Here is a 19504-nt window from a genome sequence, read left to right on the forward strand (position 1 = left end):
ACTAAATCTCATTAACGAGCTGGTCTTCAGAGGACAATGAAATGATCGAATTTAACAGTATCGGCAAAGCGTATGTGACTGGTGGTCAAAGCGTAGATGCACTCAAGGGCGTTGATGGTCAGATCCAACACGGTGAAATGGTGGCGCTATGTGGGCCGTCGGGTTCAGGAAAAAGCACACTTTTGAATATTCTTGGTTTATTGGATATGGATTATCGAGGGCAGATTAATATTGATGACCAACCGTATCCGACAGAGCAAATCGCCGCTGCACGTTTTCGTCGTCAGTCGCTGGGTTTTGTGTTTCAGCGATTCAATCTGGTTCCTGTGATGACTGCGCTTGAGAATGTCGCTTACCCATTGATGTTGAACCAATGCTCTAAGCAAGAACAGCAGAGCAGAGCGCAAGACATGTTAGAGCGTGTTGGGCTAGGGGATTACGTTAATCATCGTCCAGACAATTTGTCTGGAGGTCAGCAACAACGTGTCGCGATTGCCAGAGCACTGATCCACAACCCAAGCTTAGTGATTGCCGATGAGCCGACCGCGAGCTTAGATAGCCACACTGCGAACCTTGTGATCGACATTATGAAAGAGCTTGGTCACGAAATGAGTACGACTTTTATCGTCGCAACGCACGACCCAAGAATGGCGCAGCGTTGTGACCGAGTGATTGAACTTATCGACGGACAATTGGCTCCACAAGCCACAGCAACAGAGACGATCTCATGGGCAAGTTAACACAAAGAATGAGCACGTTTTTACTTCCAACTTCGGTGCGTTTGGCGTGGCTTAATCTATTAAGAAATGGTCGACGTAGTTTGTTGTCGGTGTTGATCATCGCCATTGCGGTATTTGCACTGACCAGTGCTGGTGGTTATGGGCTTTACACCTATGAGTCACTGAGAGAATCGACTGCGCGTGATACTGGCCACCTTACTTTGAGTACGCCAGGTTATTTTGAACAAGATGAAGACATGCCGCTGAGCAATGGTCTGGATAACGTACAAACGCTAACCAAGAGCATTATCGGTGATAGTGACGTGCGTGGTGTGCAGCCGCGAGTCTATTTCAGTGGTTTGGTGTCTAACGGCAGTAAGTCGACCATCTTTATGGGAACGGGTGTCAATGAGCGTGAGTTCGACATGAAAGGCCCTTTCCTTGATGTGCGCAGCGGGCAAACCCTGTCGGATGTGAAATCCCCAAGATACGATAGCCAAGAGCCACAAGTGATGCTGGGTACTGACTTGGCTCGTAATCTTAAAGTTGCGGTAGGAGATTGGGTGACTCTGCTCGCTACAACAAGTGACGGTGCTTTGAACGCTTTTGATTTTAAGGTGCAGGGCATCTACTCGACAGGCGTGCCAGAGTTGGATAAGCGTCAGCTGTATGTTCATATCACTGCCGCTCAAGAGCTTTTGGCCTCAGACAAAGTCAGTACCTTATCGGTGTTCCTATTTGAAACAAGCAAGACCTCGACCGTTCAACAACGTATCCAAACTGCTTTAGATCGAAATAGCGCTAGCCAAAGCGAACAAGGATCAGAGATCGAGATCACTCCATGGCAAGATCGCGCGTTTTTCTATACCAAGGTTAAAGATCTTTACGACCGGATCTTCGGCATCATGGGTGCAGTGATGGCGTTGGTAGTGTTTGTGTCGTTGTTTAACACCATGACCATGTCGGTGACCGAACGCACTCGTGAAATTGGCACCTTGTCAGCACTCGGCAGTTACCCTTCTGAAATCGTGGCGGGTTTCTTAAAAGAGGCGGGACTACTGGCGGTGATTGGTAGCATGATTGGCGCGCTAGTGAGTGGTTTAGTGTCGGTGTTATTGCTGGTGGTTGATATACAAATGCCACCACCTCCGGGTCGAACCGAAGGTTATCCACTCAACATTTACTTCTCATTGGAACTGGTTGGTTACGCCACTTTAGGTGTGCTGACGATATGTTTGCTGGCTGCTTATTTCTCTGCTCGCAAAGGCGTGAATAAGCCAATCACGGAGGCACTCGTTTATGTGTAAATTAACTCGTTCATTCAATATCTTGGCTTGCGCGTTGGGCTCTGTTTTGGCTCTGGTTCTAGCATCGACACCAAGCTGGGCTGTCGATTCACAACAAGTCACTGAGATGATTGCCAAAGCGGATAGCTATCGCTTGAACAGCGAACAGGCGTCTAAGGTAGTGTCTTTGGTGGCGCTATATCAAGACGAGCAATTGGATAAAACGCGAGAATACAATGTCTACACAAGGCCAAATCGAGAGTCATTAGTCGTCTTTAAATCAGCTGTTGAGGCAGGTCAAAAGATGCTGATGATTGAAGATAATTATTGGTTACTGATGCCGAAATCGCGCCGCCCAATTCGTATCACACCAATGCAAAAGCTATTAGGTGAAGCGTCGGTTGGCGATATCTCGACGCTGACTTGGAGCGAAGATTACCAAGGCGAGTGGGTTGCCGATCAGCAGGTTGAGATGCCCAATGGTGAACAGCTCGATACCCATCACCTAAAGCTCGCGGCGAAAACTAAGGGTGCCAGCTATCAATCGATTGATCTGTGGTTAACGGCAGACCGAGCGTTTCCAGTTAAAGCGGATCTGTATCTGCGTTCAGGAAAGCTGGCAAAACAAGCTTGGTTTACTGAGGGCGTGCGTGATGGTTTACCCACAGTGGTGTCGATGACCTTGCTCGATAAGATTCAACCAAGCAAGAAAACCGTGATTGAGTACCGCAAAGTGATTGAACAAAGCTTGGAAGACAAATATTACAACCCTGCTTATTTATCGCGTAACAGTGTTTCTGGTCTGTAGGTGGACGTCATGAAAGCGCCCAATCGCCGATTCCACATAAAGTCTTCAATCACTACTTTGCTTGCTTTGTCTTGTGTGAGTAACACGATTCAAGCAGACGATCTGAGCTTGGCCTGGGATTGGCAACTGAGCGCTGAGTCGGTTGAATCGCGAGAATCGCCATTCAGTCCTTTAGCATCAGATAATCGTCAGTCACTCAATGGTTTGCTGGATCTAGAGGTTGGCTATGGCAATTGGCTTGGCCTGTTTGCCGTGAAAGCCAACGATATTCTAAGCAACAACCCTCAACAACAAGACGCGAGCTTTGAGTCTGAATTCATTGTGCGTGAGTTGTTTTGGCAAGGTGGTGTTGAGATGTCGAATTCAGTAATCGGTGACCACTATCTTGATGTGACGCTTGGTAAGGTTCGTTTGGATTGGGGGGTGGGTTATGGCTATCGGCCTTTAGACATCATCAAACCTTATCGCCAAAATCCTGTGGGTATTGTGGCTGAAGAAGGGGCGGGAGTCGCCTCGGCGTCACTGTTCGATATGACGGGCGAGTGGACATTGCTTTACAGTGATTCGTCATGGACTTCCCAAGATGTAAATGAATTCGAAAAGCAGAATCAGCAACAAGGGCTTGGGATACGTCGTTATAACTTAGTGGGCGATCACGAATATCAATGGGTCGCTTATTACGATGATGTACGCCACGGCTTGCTCGGGGCTAGTTTGGTTTCGGTATTAAACCTCGCGTGGGAGTTTCACGGTTCTGTGGTTTATCAGCGACAAAGCCTAGGCTACAGTCAGCCGAGCTCAATGCTTAAACCGGTTTATCTAGAAGAGCAGGGCGAGGCTTATCAAGCGTTGGCAGGACTAACATGGGCCAATGACTCGGGGCACAATGTGGTTCTGGAATATTGGTTTGATAGCCGAGCTTGGAGTAACTCTGAATGGCAAAGTGCGATAGAAAGTGCAGTGTCTTTGTCGGTTAATCCGATGACAGCTTCGTTGGCAGGTTCTTATGCGCAAGGCTATCAGCACGCCAATTTAGTTCAACACAACATCATGTTTCACTGGTCTATGGATTCGACACATGGCTGGCTTGAAGATATCACGCCGACATTCGACGTCATGTTATCTCCACAAGACGGCGGCTTTATTGCAACGCAGTGGCTCAACTATCAGGCTTTAGATAATGGTAATTCATCGTTGGATTTGGAACTTGCTGCACGCTTTCTAGAAGGTAAAAGTGATTCTGCTTACGCCAACTTACCTGATAGTCATATGATTCTCTTAAATATCAAAGGACGATTTTAATGAACACTTCTTCAAACAGTCGGTTTTCATGGATTAAAAGCTTCGCGTTCACCACGCTATTTTGTGTTCTTATTGCGATTACAACCCATACGATTTGGGGCGGTGGATTAACGGTTAACCTGGCAATCAGTTTTGGCTTTGGCTACAGCGCGGTGGGTTCTTCTTTCATGTTGGTTAAGTTGTTCAAGAGAACATCCCGAACGCTTGAAGTGGGGATCTCAATGATGTTCGCGATGACGGTTGGTACCTTGAATGCGCACTACTGGTTGAACGGATATTTCGGGGCCAATATCTCGGACCTTAAATCTGTGGTGTTGCTCGGTGTGATTTTCTGTTCGGTTTGCTATTACTATTTCTACACCCGAGAGCAACAGTTACGTGCCGACAACGAATTGGAAGTAGCCAAACGTCGTCAGGCCGATCAAGAAAAGGTGGTGGTGCTAAGCCAGCTTAAGCAATTGCAAAGCCAAATTGAACCGCACTTCTTGTTCAACACACTTGCGACCATCAATGTATTGATTGAGAGTGACAGCTCGAAAGCCAAGTTGATGCTCGAAAAACTGACTAACTTGTTGCGTGTGACTTTGAAAAACAGCCGTACTGAGCAATCGACCATCGCACAAGAGGTCGACTTGTTAGACGCATATCTTAATATCCAAAAGATACGTTTGGGTGAGCGTTTAGCGTTTTCTATTGAAACACACGAGATTAGCTATTTGCAGGTGATTCCCCCGTTCTTGATTCAACCTTTAGTCGAAAATGCACTCACGCACGGCATCGAGCCCAAAGCCGCAGGTGGTAAAGTGAATATCTGCATTACTCAACAAGCACAGCTGCTAAAAATCGAAGTTTCAGACAATGGCGCTGGGCTAAAAACGCCTTCTGCGAATACGGGGCACGGTGTTGGGTTGAGCAATATTCGTCAGCGAATAGAAACTCTTTACGGTGAGAAAGCTAGCCTGACGATCACTGAGCAAGCTGAGGGTGGGGTGGTATCGACGATCTTATTACCGCTCATAAGCGAAACTGGCTCCGAGAGCGATGAGCCGAAACTCTAAGAACAGCAACTAAAAACAGACGATTTACAGTGTGAATTTAAAGGAATAATAATGACTAACCCAGCAGTAAAGCCGAACGTAACGGCAATTATCGCAGACGATGAAGCACTGTTAAGGCATCACCTAGACAAGAGCCTTGCTGAGGTTTGGCCTGAGCTAGAGATTGTCAGCAAGGCAACAAATGGATTGGAGGCGATGCAGAGTATTCAGCAGTTTGAGCCTGATGTGGTCTTTCTTGATATTCGTATGCCGGAGCTGGATGGTATCTCGTTGGCGAAACAATTGAACAAGCTAGATTCGCCGCCCTTGGTGGTTTTCATTACCGCTTATGATGAATACGCAGTTAAAGCCTTTGAGCACAATGCGATGGATTACCTGCTTAAACCGATCAATGAAGAGCGCTTACTCGCTACCTGTAAGAAGGTGCAAGCGCGTCTGTCGAGTAACCAAGCGCAATCAGGTATTACGCCAGAACAACCGAATATCACGGCGTTAATGGCTCAGCTTCAACAGTTATCACAATCGACGTCACAGCAAATGCTGTCTCCTTCTCAATCTCAGAAAAAGCATCTCACTTGGCTCAAAGCCAGCGTTGGGGAAGACATCCACCTTATCGCCGTTGATGATGTGGCTTACTTCAAAGCGGAAGACAAGTACGTCTCGATATTCAAAAAAGGCCAAGGCGGTTCGTTAGAGGAGTTTATTCTTCGCGTATCACTAAAAGAGCTGATCGCCCAGCTTAATCCTGATGAGTTTTGGCAGATCCATCGTTCTGTCGTGGTGAAAGTCTCGGCCATTGATAAGGTGAAGAAAGGGCTCTCAGGTCAAATGTCGGCGTATGTATCAGGCGAGAAGCTACCTATTAGTCGAGCGTCGCAAGCTTTGTTTAAGGGTATGTAGAGAACTAGCTTAAAGGGATGTAGCCATTGATTTTAAAGGGACGTAATAAGTTCTTATCAAAACGCCATTTTAAACGAATACTGTCGATTTTTTATAGCGCGTGATGGTTTATAAAATGAGGATGCAGATCACAAAGATATTCATCGGGTTAAATATTAAATAATAGTCATTAATTCAATCTGTATATTGTCGATGAATGACATTAAGAGGTTGTTATGAAAATATATTATTTAGCGACGGCACTATGCCTCACCTTAGTTGGCTGTAGTTCAACATCAAATATCACCGAAACCTTAATCCAGCCGGATCCGGCATGGACATCAGGCCAGCTAGAAAATGGTCTTACCTACCATGTTTATCCAGATCATGAAGAATCCGTATCTGTTCGGTTAGTCGTGCACGCGGGTTCGTTCCAAGAAACTGACCAACAAGAAGGTTATGCTCATTTCTTGGAGCACATGGCATTCAATGGCAGCAAGAATTTCTCTCAAAATGACGTGATTCGCTTATTTGAAGATGCCGGCGCTAGCTTTGGTGCTGATATTAATGCTTATACCTCTTACCAAGAAACCGTATACGAATTAGATTTACCAGATAATACACAATTAGAGCAGGCTTTAACCTGGCTGCGTGATGTCGGTGATGGCCTTGAAATCGCCGATACGGAAGTAGAAAAAGAGAAAGGCGTTATTATTGGTGAATTTCGTTATGCACGCTTAGATGATAAACCATTCGCAGAGCAGTTCTTCGATCACTTTATAGAGGGCAGCCAGTATGAAGACCAAGATGCATTGGGTTCCAAAGGAGCTGTGCTCAACGCGACTTCTCAAGGGATAAATAGCTTTTATCAGACTTGGTATCAGCCCCAAATTGTCGAGGTGATTGTCTCGGGTGACATTGACAAAAAAACGGCTATTCCACTCATTGAAGCGAAGTTTTCTAGCTGGGAACGTGGTGAAACACCAAAGCCAGGAAAACAAAGAATCATAAAGTTCAATGACGGTGATTATATCGAGTATGCAGAAGGGGAAACCCCAAGTATTTCTTTGATGATCAACCGAGGTTCAAGCGAGATAAAGACTCGCGAACAACAGCATCAACTTTGGCTCGATGAAACTGCACAACAACTGATTCGACAACGACTCAACACCAAGTTCAATGACGCGGCCTTAGCGACTCAATGGGTGGTGGCTGAACATTACTCAATGGAATATCAGCGCTATTCATCGATCAGTGTTGGTTTCCCTGTTGGTGCGCGTGAGGTGACTCAACAAGAGCTTATCGCGACATTGGCATCTCTACGTGATTATGGTGTCTCTGAAAGTGAGATCATCAGCGAGCAGAACTATTATCAAGACTTGCTCGATAATGTTGAGGTCGACTGGGACAACATGGACAGTGCTCAACACGCTAATCAGAAAACGTTGGCTTTAGTGAACGAGCAAACCGTGCAATCACAAAGAGACTATGAAGCGAGCCTTGAAGAGTTTGTCGCGAATCTCGATCTTGAAGGGATTAATGCCAGTATCAATGCCTTGCTTTCTAGTGACTATTTTTTAGTGGTAGGGATGAGTGAAAGCGAAGATAAAGTTGCGGTTACCCAAGCTATCGATAGCTTAAAAGCAACCTATAGCGAAGCGGGCGCCAAACCTGTGCTTGCAGTGACCAGCAGTGCTTTTGCCGTACCGAGTTCTCAAGGTGATATTGTGTTGGTCGAACAGATGTATATTGACCCATATGTTCAAAAGTGGACGCTCAGTAATGGTATCGATATGTGGTATCTGCGTGATTCTCTTGCTGGTAATGAAGTGGGTATGTACTACACAAGCTTAGGGGGCAAGGCCGTTTTAGACTCAAGCTTATATCCAGCGACCGAGTTGGCTCTTGCGGCTATTGGTCGAAGTGGTGTTGGCAGTTTTACAGGAACGGAGCTTGATGCGCATCTTGATCGTGAAGATATTAAAGTTTATCCGTTCATCGAACCGACTCGCCACGGCGTCGAGTTTAAGATCAAAAAGAGTGGTTTAGCGGAAACTTTTGCCGCACTCAACGCGATCGTGACATCAGTGAAAGTATCACCAGAGCAACTAGCGGCGGTTAAGCAAGAGTTCATTCAAAACCGAGAATCCTACCTAGCAAGCCCAGCTGGTCAGTTCGCCTATGCAATGAACAAAAATACTTATCAAGCAAACAGCGATCATGTGTTGTTAGACGGAAAAAGTGTTGAAGCGGTTTCCGTTGAGGATGTAAAGAATGTGCATCAGCAGTTATTCGGGCAATTGCGAAGTAACCAACTGGTTATGGTGGGCGATATTGATCCTAGTGAACTGAAACCTTTGGTTCGCCAGTACTTGGCTTCTATTCCGTTGGAGAAAACCGCTGCACCTGACTTTAACGTCGCGTACAAGCACCCTTCCAAAGCGCGTATTGATTTGGCGGTTAACAGTGCCAACAGTACTGAGTACATGCTAAGAGTGATTGCGGAGCCTTCCGTTAATACTGGAATGGTAAGAGGGCAAACGGCGAAAGATATCTTTATGGAAGATCTGCTACAACGCGTGCTTTCTACTCGTTTAGATGCGTACATTCGTGAAGATTTAAGCCTAGATTATTCACCTTATTCTTACTATGTATCTCAAGATGGAGAAACAAGTCATGATTGGTTTATTGGTGCGATGATCGCCCCTGAAAATACTGAACAGATAGAAGTGGCGATTGATAAAGTGGTTGCAGACCTTTTGAAGGGGGTCTCACAAGATGAGGTTAGAGCGGCGGGCAAGCAATTAGAAGCGGATTTTACGCCTTTAGATGCTAGCACTGTTGACCAAGCATGGTTCGTGTCTCGTTATCTTTTGCACGACTATGGCGTAGCAGCTTTGTTTAACGTAAAAGCGACGATTCGCTCAATTTCTCGTGAAGACATGAATCAACTTGTGCAGCGTATATTTGGTGAAAACAGCCGTAAGGTTAAAAATATCATGCGTCCTAAAGCCTAAAGCCTAAAGCCTAAAGCTATAAGCAAACAGAAAGACTTAACTCAAAGCCAAGCATGCACTGATGCACTGCTTGGTTTTTTGTTTTTTTACATTATTCATAACATCAATGTATTAGGTGTTGTTGGCCGCATTTAAAGGCATGTAGTTCTAAATGCGAGAGCGCTTAATCGGTTGCTTCGTATCATTTTCTAAAAAAATGTTTTAAATCAAGACAGCGTTTCATTTGTATTGTAAATTGGCGATCTACGAGAATGTTGTTTGGATATTAGATTGCTTAAATTAGGTACCCGATTAGTCTTAATGTTGTTTTTACTGAGCTTTGGCTTAGTGAATTCTAACGGCTATTCGTTCCCTTCTAAGCCATTCCAAATCCACTCCGCTCAAGAGCAGCCTTCGCAGAATAATCTTTGTAAACAAGCTGCTGCGGATAATCCGTCGAGCTACATGGAATGTGATCAGGTTCAGTTTGACACTGCGTCTTTAGGTGATAGTTCCAATTATCACGACACTGAATCGAGTCTCCAAGCGGTAACCTTTAGACGTATGCTCAGCAACGAGCAAGAAAGCGTGGCCGACCTTGAGCCTGCTTATCATCTATTGATCGACTTCTCTCCCCCATCACTACTGGCTTCTCTGCTCTTCAACACGCCGATGTTGGATACTAAGCAGCATTGGACCAGCATTGTGAGTTCTCCGTCCTCCCGGCTTTCGGGGTGGAAAGAGGGCAACATCCAATACTCGCATTTCCGAGAACTTCTTAGCTAATCGTTTGACCCTAAATTGGTCGTCTCGATGGTCACTTGTGCCCGTTGAGCTCGCCAGTTAACCAAGACAAACATAGCGACATCAGCTTTAGCATCATTACCGTTCAATCAGCTTGTTCTGGTTTCGGCTATCGCTCGTGTTCGCAAAACATCAGTTATACCAATCGTAGTAAATGACTGGTCACCCAAGCTGGTTAAAATGCTCGAACACTGCTTTTTTTCGGCTCTATTTTTGAGCTCGTATTTACGGTGATTGGTACAAAGAAGAGATCTTGACTGTGAAAAAACGCATTCCAAGAAAACAAATTAACCACTACTCAAAGTGGAAATACGTGGTGCTTATCGCCACCATCATTATCATGATTCTAAGTGCCTTACCTTCTTGGTTTGGTGAGGACGCCTCGGTTCAAATCAGTAACCGTTCTGAGCAGACGATCGACGCCACTCAAGTGACGCAATACCTTGCTAGCGAAGGCATTCAAGCGACATCAGCCTTTCAAAAAGATAAACGCTTAGTTGTGATCTTAGAAGATGCAGAGCAGCAAGCGAAAGCCAAAGAAGTGCTTAATGAGCGCTTCCTCGACAGCGCAACCGTTGCTCTAGCGATGGAGCCAGCTGCACCTAAATGGCTAACTGATATGGGTTTTGCGCCGATTCAACTAGGTCTTGATTTACGCGGTGGCGTGCAGTTCTTGCTAGAAGTGGATATGGCACCGGTTTATCACGCGCAAGCTCAAGCGGTGGTCGACGAGATCACTAGCGAAGTGCGTTATGCCCGTGGTGAAGTGGTGAACAACCAAGTTAAGTTTAATTTCCGCACTGATGCTGATTTTGAACAAGCTCAAAAGCTGATTCGTGAAGAGTTCCCACAATGGCAACGTGATCGTTCAGATAAATCGCTAACGTTAACCCAATCTGAAGAAGAGCAAAGAACGCTACGTAACCTAACGGTTCAACAAAACCTGCAAATCATGCGCAGCCGTATTGAAGAGTTAGGCATCACAGAAGCATCAATTCAACGCCAAGGTGAAAGCCGTATTCGTATTGAACTGCCGGGCGTACAAGACCCTGCAGCAGCGAAAGATGTGATTGGTGCAACCGCATCACTTGCTTTCTATTCTGTGTACGACAACCCAACGCGCAGCACTCAAACGCTGAAGGACACAGACGGCAACCGCGTGGTAGTCGACCGCAAGGCTGTGTTGAGTGGCGAACACATTATCGATGCTCGTAGTGGCATTGGTGAGATGGGCAGCGCAGAAGTAAACATCACACTGGATTCTTCTGGCGGCAAAAAAATGTCTGAATTTTCTCGCCATAATATTGGTAAGCCAATGGCGACTGTTTACAGCGAATACAGCCGTGATAGAGCAGGCAACAGCAAGCAAGACAGTGAAGTGATTAGTGTAGCAAACATCCAATCTCAACTGGGTAGCCGCTTCAGAATCACTGGCGCAGGCAGCTTGGCAGACGCACAAGAGCTTGCGTTACTGTTGCGTGCGGGGTCATTAACCGCGCCCGTTACCATCATTGAAGAACGTACTATTGGCCCATCTCTGGGTGCAGAAAACGTAACCAACGGCTTTGCTGCTCTGGCGCTTGGCTTGGGTCTTACTCTGACGTTTATGGCGCTATGGTATCGCCGCTTAGGTTGGGTCGCGAACTGTGCATTGGTGGTGAACATGACCACATTGTTTGGCTTGATTGCCTTGCTACCAGGTGCGGTATTAACCCTGCCGGGCATTGCGGGCTTGGTATTGACTGTCGGTATGGCGGTAGATACCAACGTGCTTATCTTCGAGCGTATTCGAGACAAGATGAAAGAAGGGCGCAGCTTTGCGAGTTCTATCGATAGTGGCTTTGACAGTGCGTTCTCTTCTATTTTCGATGCCAACGTCACCACCATGATTGTTGCTGTAGCCCTATACACCATTGGTAATGGACCGATTCAGGGCTTCGCTCTGACACTGGGCTTAGGTCTTCTAACCAGTATGTTTACGGGCATTTTTGCTTCACGAGCGATCATCAATTTGGTTTGGGGGCGTGACCAACGCCACGATGTAAGGATTTAAGCATGAGTATTTCAAAAATGACTATTTCAGACCGCTATTTTTCAAACAGCAATATGACTCGCCTTCGTAAGGTGATGTCTATGATCTCTATTGTGCTGTTCATGAGCTCTGTGATGCTGGTGGCAGTAAAAGGTTTTAACTGGGGTTTGGACTTTACAGGCGGTGTAGTTGCCGAGGTGCAACTCTCTGAACAAGTGACTAAAGACGCCTTAAAAACAAAACTCGACACGGCTTTCCAACAAGACGTTCAAGTGGTTGGTATGGCAGAACAGGATCGTTGGACGATTCGTTACAGCCAACTGACAGATACTCCACAGCCAAACTTAGTGGATGCATTGACAACGGTTAGCGACCAAGTGAAAGTGCTCAACAGCAGCGTGGTTGGCCCTCAAGTAGGCCAAGACATGGTTGACCAAGGTGGCTTGGCGGTATTGGTGTGTTTCCTCATGATCATGCTGTACTTGAGTGTACGATTTGAGTGGCGTTTGGCACTTGGTGCGCTTGCCGCGATCATCTATGACGTGACGCTCATCTTGGGTCTGTTCGCTTTTACTCAGTTTGAGTTCAACCTGACGGTATTGGCGGCCGTGCTAGCGATTCTCGGTTACTCATTAAATGACTCGATCATCATCGCCGACCGTGTACGTGAAATGCTGCGCGGCAATCCAAACGGTGATACTGATAACCTGCTTAACGAATCGGTTAAAGCGACCTTCTCACGCACCATGGTGACTTCAGGTACAACGCTAATCACCGTATCGGCACTTTGGCTACTTGGCGGTTCTGCGCTGCAAGGCTTTGCAATCGCATTGGTTGTCGGCATTGTCAGCGGTACGTGGTCTTCAGTGTCTGTCGGCATCACACTGCCTAAGTTATTTGGCCTACAGCCTTGTCACTACCAAGTGAAAGCGCCAGTGGAAGTTGAGGGTGAGTACCCTTAGTCAAGCTAAGCTAGCTTATGCACGGTAGGCCGATTTACTTACGCTATTAACTGAACCCAATAATGAAGCCCTTGAACTTACTTAGCCCCCTAAGTAAGTTCAGGGGCTTTATTTTTTATATAAGAGTCAACTGGTTAGAGAAAAGTGAGCCTATTTCAAAAAACGATGGATTGATCAGGCAAGCCCTCATGATATGAAGTATGTTTAGATGACGTTAGTAGAAATGAGGCAAGGGAATGGAATATCGACATCAATGTCATGTAGGCGACCATGGTGATGCACTGAAGCATCCAGTATTGAGTGCACTTGTTCAGTCATTAATGCAGCAGCATTCACGCCTCAATGTTATCGACACGCACTCAGGTACAGGGTGTTATGACCTCACCACCGCACCAAGTAATCATGCAGGTGAGTTTGCTGAAGGGGTCGGGTACTTGTGGCGCAATAAGGCTTATCTTCCTCCGGCATTCGCTTCTTTTATGTCGGTACTGGAATACTACAATCCGAATCAACTTATCTCTTTGTATCCGGGTTCTGCCGCCATCACTTACCAACAAGGTCGCAGCCAAGATAGCTTCTATTTTTCAGACATTCAGCAAGATGAAGCTGATTTACTGCAAACTAATATCGATAAGTTACAGTGTAACTTGGGTGTTTCAAGCAAGCTTACGATTAGCGCAGGTGATGGGCTTAAAGCGTTACCTGATGACGTAGCTAAACATGACAATCATCATCTGATTGTTATCGACCCACCCTATGAAACCGATTCAGAATATCTCGCGGTGATTGATGCCTTAGTTAAGGCATATCAGCAGTCGGAGAAAGTATCTGCACTAATTTGGTACCCGCTCTACACGGATGACAAGAGCTCACTGATTTTGAACCACTGTGTGACCGCAGTGAAAGATGGTTTACTGCCAAGTCCGATTAAATCGGAGCTTCGCCTTCGAGATCCTAAGGGTGATGATCGCCTGATCGGTAGTGGTTTACTGTTGTTCAATCCACCACAAGGCATTGCTGGGACAGTTGCAGATACGCTCGATTATTTACACAGCCAACTCGCGACCAATGGTGAAGGGTATTGGCAAATCAGAAGTCTATAGCTCTGATTTATATGGGGTTTATGATTACTTTCGAGATGTGTCTCACTAAATCGCTAATTTTTGTGTGGTTTAAATTGACCAAACGCTAACTTTTATCGATTGATTAATTGCAGTGAATCATTTAAAAATAGAATATCAATGCGCGCAAGTGCATAAAGGCTCATAAGTTAAATAATTAGTCTAAGATTAATATCAGATTGTGGTTTACCCCCTAAACTGCATAAGGCTCGCACTAGTCACGCGAGCCTTTCTTTTGCCTGAAGGAAATGTTTCTAGTGGTTAGAAACCATCATCTCCTCCAAATTCACTACAATGCTGGGTAATCGGTATAGCCTTTTTCGTTGCCGCCGAACAGAGTGGCGCCGTCGAGATCGGATAGTTCGTTGCCGTTTTGTAGGCGTGATACGAGATCTGGGTTAGCTACGAATGGGCGACCAAATGCGACAAGGTCAGCGTAGCCTTTGCTTAACACTTCTTCGGCGCGTTCTGGTGTGTAGCTGCCAGCGACGATGATTGTGTTAGAGAATAGTTCTCTTAGCTCGACACGGAAGCTTTCAGGTATCACAGGCGCGTCATCCCAATCGGCTTCTGATAGGTGCAAGTAAGCGATGTCACGCGCTTGCAGCGCCTTTGATGTCTCTAGAATCGTTGGCACGATGTCTGGGCAGTTCATGTCTTTGAAGGTGATGAAAGGAGCTAAACGCACACCAACTTTATCGGCGCCGATCGCTTCAATCACAGCATCGACCACTTCGATTAGGAAGCGAAGTCGGTTCTCGCGGCTGCCACCATAGTTGTCGGTGCGCTTGTTTGAATTGGTGCGTAGAAATTGATCGATGAGGTAGCCATTGCCACCGTGGATCTCGACGCCGTTGAATCCTGCCTCGACAGCCTTTTTAGCTGAGTTAGCAAAATCTTGAACAACGCGATCGATATCGGTTTGGGTCATTTCTCTTGGTTGGATGCAATCGACCATGTTGCCATTACCATTCTCATCAGAGATCCAAACCTGAGTTTCTACCGGAGCCAGTGCCGAAGGCGCGATTGGCAGTTCACCTTTTTGGAAGGTTGGATGAGACACGCGCCCCACATGCCATAATTGGCAGAATATCGCGGCACCTTGCTCTTTTGCGGCTGTGGTTACTGACTTCCAACCTTCGATTTGTGCATCGGTATAAACGCCGGGTGTGAATGAGTAACCTTGAGAATCATCTGAGATTTGCGTGGCTTCAGTGATGATAAGCCCAGCACTTGCGCGTTGTTGGTAATAGGTTGCCATCATGTCGTTTGGCACGTTTCCAGGTTGGCTAGTACGAGCGCGCGTCATAGGTGCCATAACCACGCGGTTTTGCAGTTCTAGGCCTTTTAGTTCTGATGTTTCGAATAATTTGTTCATGGTCTCTACCTTTGTGAATTTTTAGCTGCTGTGCCAATGCCAGTTTGAGAATGAATTGGCATTTTGAAGTTTCTGAGTTCTTAAATTACTTAGCTTCTGTTGGTGCGAATATTGAGTTGCTTTGTGGTTTTCCGTTTCGGTTAGCTTTAGCAATCAAGAACAAGCCGATGAAAGGAACGACAACGGCAGTGAATGGAATCATTCCTGCGCCTAGTTGGCTGTCGAGTACCATGCCGCCAAGGAAGCCACCGAAGGCATTGGCCAAGTTAAAGGCTGAGATATTCGCGGTTGCTGCTAGCTCTTGGCCTTCGCCACCGTGATTCATTACTCGAAGCTGCATAGCAGGAACGTTCGCAAATGATGCAATACCAAAGACAAATGCAGCTGCAACGAATAGGATTTTGTTGTCTACAACAAGGCCAACCACTACTAATGAAACGATCATCGCGATAGCCCAAAACATCGATGCTTTGCCTAAATCTTTGTCAGAAGAGCGGCCGCCCAAGGTGTTACCGATGATTAAGCCGACACCAACAATCACTAAGATCCAAGTGACTGATTCTTGACCGTAACCCGTGATGTGCATCGCGATAGGCGCAAGGTAGCCGTAAAGCGTCATGAAGCCAGACCAAGCAAAAGCGGTGATCGCCAAGCTGATGAGAAGCATTGGATTTTTGAATGCCAACAGCTGAGTTTTGATGTCTTTCGCTTCGCTGTGACCTGAAGATTTTATTGACGTTAAGATTGAAATCATGGCGATTGTGCCAAGTGCTGCCACGGTAAAGAAAGTGGTGTACCAACCGAATTGCAAGCTCACCCAAGTTCCTGCGGGAACCCCTAGAACGTTAGCGAGTGTTAAGCCAGCGAACATCTGACCAACAGCACGACCTGCCATTTTCTCAGACACTAAATTGGTCGCGACAACTGCACCTATGCCATAGAAAGGACCTTGCACTAAGCCTGCGATAACGCGGCTTGCAAGTAGAAGTGGGTAGCTAGGAGCTAAGGCTGACAAGATATTGCCGATGATGAACAGTGCCATTAAGCCAATCAGTACCATCTTCTTGTTAAAACGTGCGAGGTAGATGGTTAAGATAGGGCCACCAATAACGATAGCCAATGCGTAAGCACTGATTAGGTATCCGGCTTGACCTTCGGTGATCGAAAGGGATGTGGCAATTTGTGGAAGGATGCCTGCGATAACAAATTCAGCCGTACCAATAGCGAACGCCGCGAGTGTCAGTATCCAAACTTGGAATGGGATCTTTTCTTTATGGATCGCTTCTGGTTTCATAGTGAAGTACCTGTGTTAATTCTTGTTTGTTAGGACGTTTACATACACGCCCTAACGATTGTTCTTTGCGGAGTGTTAACCGAGTAGAGCACCGCCATCGATGTCGATGATTGACCCCGTTACATATGGGTTGTTAATCGCGAATAAATAGCCCATTGCGATATCTTTAGCCTCTCCGACTTTGCCTGCTGGTAGGTTGTTTTTCGCGTTGTCGTACATTGTTGAACGAGCTGAGTCATCCATATTTTTGTAGGCTTCAGTCATGGTAAGGCCGGGGCTGACGGCGTTGACTCTAATCGGTGATAGCTCTTTCGCCAGTACTTTAGTCACGCTCTCTAGTGCGGCATTAATCGCGGTTTTTACGTAAGTACCAGCAACCACTTTGCGTGACAGCATGCCGGTTGTGAGTGTGATTGAGCCGTTTGGAGTCATGTAACGTGCGGCGTGCTTGGCTACGTTTAAGCTTCCCCAAAACTTTGTATCAAATGCTGCTTTTGCGTCTGTGATAGCAACGTCTGTCACTTTTCCGCCCGGAGCGTATGAGCCTGCGGTTATTACCAAATGATCAAAGGCACCAATTGACTCAAAGTAAGCACAAATTGACTTTTCATCTCTGATATCGAGGCCTGTGTGTCGACTGGCAATGTGTACCGTGTTTTCTTCGTTTCTCAATTGCATTGCTAATGCTTTGCCGATACCAGATGTGCCACCAATGATGACAAAAGTGCTCTTTTCTTGGTTCGCTAGTGTGTTGCTCATGGTCTGAATTCCTGCGTGTTCTGCTGATGGTTGTCATTATATTTGTTCGACTAAATTTGATAATTGGCTAAAATATAAATTCATTATTCGGTTTAAATGAACAATAGGGCGAGAGCACGAATAGCATGGATAAGTTTTCAGACATGGCGATGTTCGTCAGTATCGTGAAACATCAAGGTTTGGCTGCTGCGGGACGTGAACTGGGTTTATCACCCGCGACCATGACAGCAAGGCTTCAAGCACTTGAAGAACGATATGGTGTGAAGTTGTTGAATCGAAGTACGCGCCATGTGTCTTTGACCGACTCTGGAGAGCTGTATCACAAGGCGTGTTTGGAGATTTTAGACAACGTCAGTGAGGCCGAAAACCTGATTCAAAATGGCGTCAAAGAAGTTAAAGGTCCGTTAAAGATTGCTGCGCCAAAAGACATCGGGAAACAGTACATTCTTCCTATTTTGACTGAGTTTTGTCAGCAGTATCCAGACGTTGTTCCCTACTTGTATTTGAACGATAACTTATCGAATATCGCTGAATCAGGCATGGACATCGTGATCCGCTACGGTGAATTGGTTGACAGTAGTTTGATCTCTAGACGCTTATCACCAAGCCGACGAGTGCTATGTGCTTCACCAGAATATCTCGCTAAACACGGCACGCCGATCAAGCCACAAGATTTGGTTGATCATGCGTGTCTGGCGATGCTTCGCAGCAACGAAGAACTCAAAACCTGGCACTTCCAAGATCATGACATGAAGAAGGCTGTGACGGTGGTTCCCAAGCGATTTTCGGATGATGGCGAAGTGATCCGTTATTGGGCGCTACAAGGAGAGGGGATTGCACTGAAATCCATTCTGGATGTGCAAGATGACATCAATAATCAGCATCTTGTGACGTTACTTAACGGCTACATGAAGAACTTCAATACCGCGATGTCTGTGTCCAGTACCGATTTGAATGTGGTGTACATCAGCAAGAAATATCAGCCGAAACGTATCCGACTCTTCTTAGATTATCTTCTTGAGAACTTCAGTGGTTTGGTCGAAAGATCAGGTAAAGAGTAGACGCTTACCTACGTATGACGGATCTCTCGAACTCAGCGTCAGCTTACGGACAGAGATCATCGTTCTGGTTATGATACCTGCAACATAAGGACGTGATTGGAGAGAGAAATGAAAGTCGTCGGTAACACGGTTATCCAACCTTTTCACAAAGCCACCTGCCACTGCGGTGCGGTGGAATTAGAACTCAGCCTACCTAACGGGATCGAAAAGCCGCGTCGCTGCGATTGCTCTATCTGTCGTCGTAAAGGCGCGATAGTTGGCTCTGTGGCGCTTGATGGGATTAAGGTTCTGAAAGGTGCTGAGCATCTCAAGCTTTATCAATTTAATACTAATACGGCTAAGCACTACTTCTGCTCGAACTGCGGTATATATACGCATCATCAACGCCGTTCTAGCCCAAATGAATACGGGTTTAACATTGGTTGTTTGGAAGGGGTAAACCCTTTTGATATTGACGATGTAGTGACCAACGATGGTGTCAATCACCCTGCTGATCGATAAGATAAACATTAAAAAGGAACAGTTCTATGTCTGAATACGGTGCGCTCATTCGTTGGCAAAAAGCGGAAGATGAAGTCTTTAACGATAATCAATACAGCCGCGGTCATACGTGGGAATTTGATGGCGGTGTTACTGTGCCAGCTTCGTCTTCTCCCCATGTGGTACCACTGCCGTTTTCGGTAGAAGAGAATGTTGACCCAGAAGAAGCCTTTATCGCGGCACTTTCTAGCTGCCATATGTTGACGTTTTTGGGCATTGCCGCAAAGCAGAAGTACGTGGTCGACTCTTATGTCGATGCTGCAATTGGTGTGCTTGAAGAAGATGAATCAGGCCGCTCATCGGTTACCACTGTGACTCTACGACCTCAAATTGTGTTTCTAGGCTCTAAACAACCAACCGCCAAACAACTCAAAAAACTTCATCACCTAGCCCATAAAAACTGCTTTATCGCGAACTCTGTCAAAACAGAGATAAAGGTAGAAGTGTGAGTTTAATTTTTATCTCATCATCTTATTTTCTAAAAAGTTTCGTCTTTCTGGCTTCA

At 46.1% G+C, this 19504-nt stretch carries 17 protein-coding genes; 14 read left to right on the forward strand and 3 right to left on the reverse strand.

Annotated elements, in window-relative coordinates; genetic code table 11:
* The first annotated feature begins 41 nt into the window (after positions 1–41).
* The 11 genes from IQO02_RS18735 (at position 42) to rlmJ (ending at position 13949) form a co-directional block, all read left to right on the forward strand.
* Positions 42–740 carry an ABC transporter ATP-binding protein gene (locus tag IQO02_RS18735; RefSeq protein WP_102282471.1) on the forward strand — a complete coding sequence of 233 codons (699 nt, stop codon included), beginning with the start codon at positions 42–44 and terminating at the stop codon, positions 738–740.
* Entirely contained in the window at positions 728–2026 is a 1299-nt protein-coding gene (locus tag IQO02_RS18740; protein ID WP_016785465.1) for an ABC transporter permease, read from the forward strand. The genes IQO02_RS18735 and IQO02_RS18740 overlap by 13 nt, the downstream gene beginning before the upstream one ends.
* Positions 2019–2813, forward strand: coding sequence for an outer membrane lipoprotein-sorting protein (locus tag IQO02_RS18745; RefSeq protein WP_016795440.1), 795 nt, complete (start codon positions 2019–2021; stop codon positions 2811–2813). The genes IQO02_RS18740 and IQO02_RS18745 overlap by 8 nt, the downstream gene beginning before the upstream one ends.
* A 9-nt stretch (positions 2814–2822) precedes the next feature.
* Positions 2823–4115 carry a hypothetical protein gene (locus IQO02_RS18750; RefSeq protein ID WP_016766877.1) on the forward strand — a complete coding sequence of 431 codons (1293 nt, stop codon included), beginning with the start codon at positions 2823–2825 and terminating at the stop codon, positions 4113–4115.
* On the forward strand, positions 4115–5173 hold the full coding sequence (locus IQO02_RS18755) for a sensor histidine kinase (protein WP_016789994.1): 1059 nt from the start codon (positions 4115–4117) through the stop codon (positions 5171–5173). Before IQO02_RS18750 ends, IQO02_RS18755 begins: the two co-directional genes overlap by 1 nt.
* Positions 5174–5224: 51 nt before the next feature.
* Positions 5225–6073, forward strand: coding sequence for a LytR/AlgR family response regulator transcription factor (locus IQO02_RS18760; RefSeq protein ID WP_016793140.1), 849 nt, complete (start codon positions 5225–5227; stop codon positions 6071–6073).
* 215 nt (positions 6074–6288) lie between these two features.
* Positions 6289–9069: a M16 family metallopeptidase gene (locus tag IQO02_RS18765; RefSeq protein ID WP_102282472.1), complete on the forward strand. Its 2781-nt coding sequence runs from the start codon at positions 6289–6291 to the stop codon at positions 9067–9069.
* Between the two features lie 300 nt (positions 9070–9369).
* The gene (locus IQO02_RS18770) at positions 9370–9834 is read left to right on the forward strand and encodes a hypothetical protein (RefSeq protein WP_010432361.1); all 465 of its coding nucleotides are present in this window, start codon (positions 9370–9372) and stop codon (positions 9832–9834) included.
* 271 nt (positions 9835–10105) lie between these two features.
* Positions 10106–11905: a protein translocase subunit SecD gene (gene secD / locus IQO02_RS18775; RefSeq protein ID WP_102282473.1), complete on the forward strand. Its 1800-nt coding sequence runs from the start codon at positions 10106–10108 to the stop codon at positions 11903–11905.
* Between the two features lie 2 nt (positions 11906–11907).
* The gene (gene secF / locus IQO02_RS18780; RefSeq protein ID WP_016785471.1) at positions 11908–12846 is read left to right on the forward strand and encodes a protein translocase subunit SecF; all 939 of its coding nucleotides are present in this window, start codon (positions 11908–11910) and stop codon (positions 12844–12846) included.
* Positions 12847–13082: 236 nt separating this feature from the next.
* Complete coding sequence (gene rlmJ, locus IQO02_RS18785; protein WP_102282474.1) at positions 13083–13949, forward strand: 23S rRNA (adenine(2030)-N(6))-methyltransferase RlmJ; 867 nt, start codon at positions 13083–13085, stop codon at positions 13947–13949.
* Between the two features lie 307 nt (positions 13950–14256).
* On the opposite strand, the gene IQO02_RS18790 is transcribed toward rlmJ, so the two are convergent.
* The 3 genes from IQO02_RS18790 to IQO02_RS18800 form a co-directional block, all read right to left on the reverse strand.
* Positions 14257–15345: an alkene reductase gene (locus IQO02_RS18790; RefSeq protein WP_016790004.1), complete on the reverse strand. Its 1089-nt coding sequence runs from the start codon at positions 15343–15345 to the stop codon at positions 14257–14259.
* 85 nt (positions 15346–15430) lie between these two features.
* Complete coding sequence (locus IQO02_RS18795; RefSeq protein WP_016790505.1) at positions 15431–16639, reverse strand: MFS transporter; 1209 nt, start codon at positions 16637–16639, stop codon at positions 15431–15433.
* A 75-nt stretch (positions 16640–16714) separates the two neighbouring features.
* Entirely contained in the window at positions 16715–17398 is a 684-nt protein-coding gene (locus tag IQO02_RS18800) for an SDR family oxidoreductase (protein WP_016793146.1), read from the reverse strand.
* A gap of 125 nt (positions 17399–17523) precedes the next feature.
* Between IQO02_RS18800 and IQO02_RS18805 the strand changes: the two genes are divergently transcribed.
* The 3 genes from IQO02_RS18805 (at position 17524) to IQO02_RS18815 (ending at position 19448) form a co-directional block, all read left to right on the forward strand.
* Positions 17524–18459, forward strand: coding sequence for a LysR family transcriptional regulator (locus IQO02_RS18805; RefSeq protein WP_016790503.1), 936 nt, complete (start codon positions 17524–17526; stop codon positions 18457–18459).
* Between the two features lie 108 nt (positions 18460–18567).
* Positions 18568–18960 carry a GFA family protein gene (locus IQO02_RS18810; RefSeq protein ID WP_010432401.1) on the forward strand — a complete coding sequence of 131 codons (393 nt, stop codon included), beginning with the start codon at positions 18568–18570 and terminating at the stop codon, positions 18958–18960.
* A 26-nt stretch (positions 18961–18986) separates the two neighbouring features.
* Positions 18987–19448: an OsmC family protein gene (locus IQO02_RS18815; protein ID WP_016785476.1), complete on the forward strand. Its 462-nt coding sequence runs from the start codon at positions 18987–18989 to the stop codon at positions 19446–19448.
* The last annotated feature ends 56 nt before the right edge of the window (positions 19449–19504 follow it).

Source organism: Vibrio sp. OPT24 (genome assembly GCF_015163545.1).
GTDB lineage: Bacteria > Pseudomonadota > Gammaproteobacteria > Enterobacterales > Vibrionaceae > Vibrio > Vibrio cyclitrophicus.

Excerpts from the sequence above, each read along its gene's own strand:
- IQO02_RS18755 (WP_016789994.1), top strand. The coding sequence starts at position 4,115 with ATGAACACTTCTTCAAACAGTCGGTTTTCATGGATTAAAAGCTTCGCG.
- IQO02_RS18795 (WP_016790505.1), bottom strand. The coding sequence starts at position 16,639 with ATGAAACCAGAAGCGATCCATAAAGAAAAGATCCCATTCCAAGTTTGG.
- IQO02_RS18810 (WP_010432401.1), top strand. The coding sequence starts at position 18,568 with ATGAAAGTCGTCGGTAACACGGTTATCCAACCTTTTCACAAAGCCACC.
- rlmJ (WP_102282474.1), top strand. The coding sequence starts at position 13,083 with ATGGAATATCGACATCAATGTCATGTAGGCGACCATGGTGATGCACTG.
- IQO02_RS18790 (WP_016790004.1), bottom strand. The coding sequence starts at position 15,345 with ATGAACAAATTATTCGAAACATCAGAACTAAAAGGCCTAGAACTGCAA.
- IQO02_RS18740 (WP_016785465.1), top strand. The coding sequence starts at position 728 with ATGGGCAAGTTAACACAAAGAATGAGCACGTTTTTACTTCCAACTTCG.
- IQO02_RS18735 (WP_102282471.1), top strand. The coding sequence starts at position 42 with ATGATCGAATTTAACAGTATCGGCAAAGCGTATGTGACTGGTGGTCAA.
- IQO02_RS18805 (WP_016790503.1), top strand. The coding sequence starts at position 17,524 with ATGGATAAGTTTTCAGACATGGCGATGTTCGTCAGTATCGTGAAACAT.
- IQO02_RS18760 (WP_016793140.1), top strand. The coding sequence starts at position 5,225 with ATGACTAACCCAGCAGTAAAGCCGAACGTAACGGCAATTATCGCAGAC.
- IQO02_RS18815 (WP_016785476.1), top strand. The coding sequence starts at position 18,987 with ATGTCTGAATACGGTGCGCTCATTCGTTGGCAAAAAGCGGAAGATGAA.
- IQO02_RS18765 (WP_102282472.1), top strand. The coding sequence starts at position 6,289 with ATGAAAATATATTATTTAGCGACGGCACTATGCCTCACCTTAGTTGGC.
- secF (WP_016785471.1), top strand. The coding sequence starts at position 11,908 with ATGAGTATTTCAAAAATGACTATTTCAGACCGCTATTTTTCAAACAGC.
- IQO02_RS18745 (WP_016795440.1), top strand. The coding sequence starts at position 2,019 with ATGTGTAAATTAACTCGTTCATTCAATATCTTGGCTTGCGCGTTGGGC.
- IQO02_RS18770 (WP_010432361.1), top strand. The coding sequence starts at position 9,370 with ATGTTGTTTTTACTGAGCTTTGGCTTAGTGAATTCTAACGGCTATTCG.
- IQO02_RS18800 (WP_016793146.1), bottom strand. The coding sequence starts at position 17,398 with ATGAGCAACACACTAGCGAACCAAGAAAAGAGCACTTTTGTCATCATT.
- IQO02_RS18750 (WP_016766877.1), top strand. The coding sequence starts at position 2,823 with ATGAAAGCGCCCAATCGCCGATTCCACATAAAGTCTTCAATCACTACT.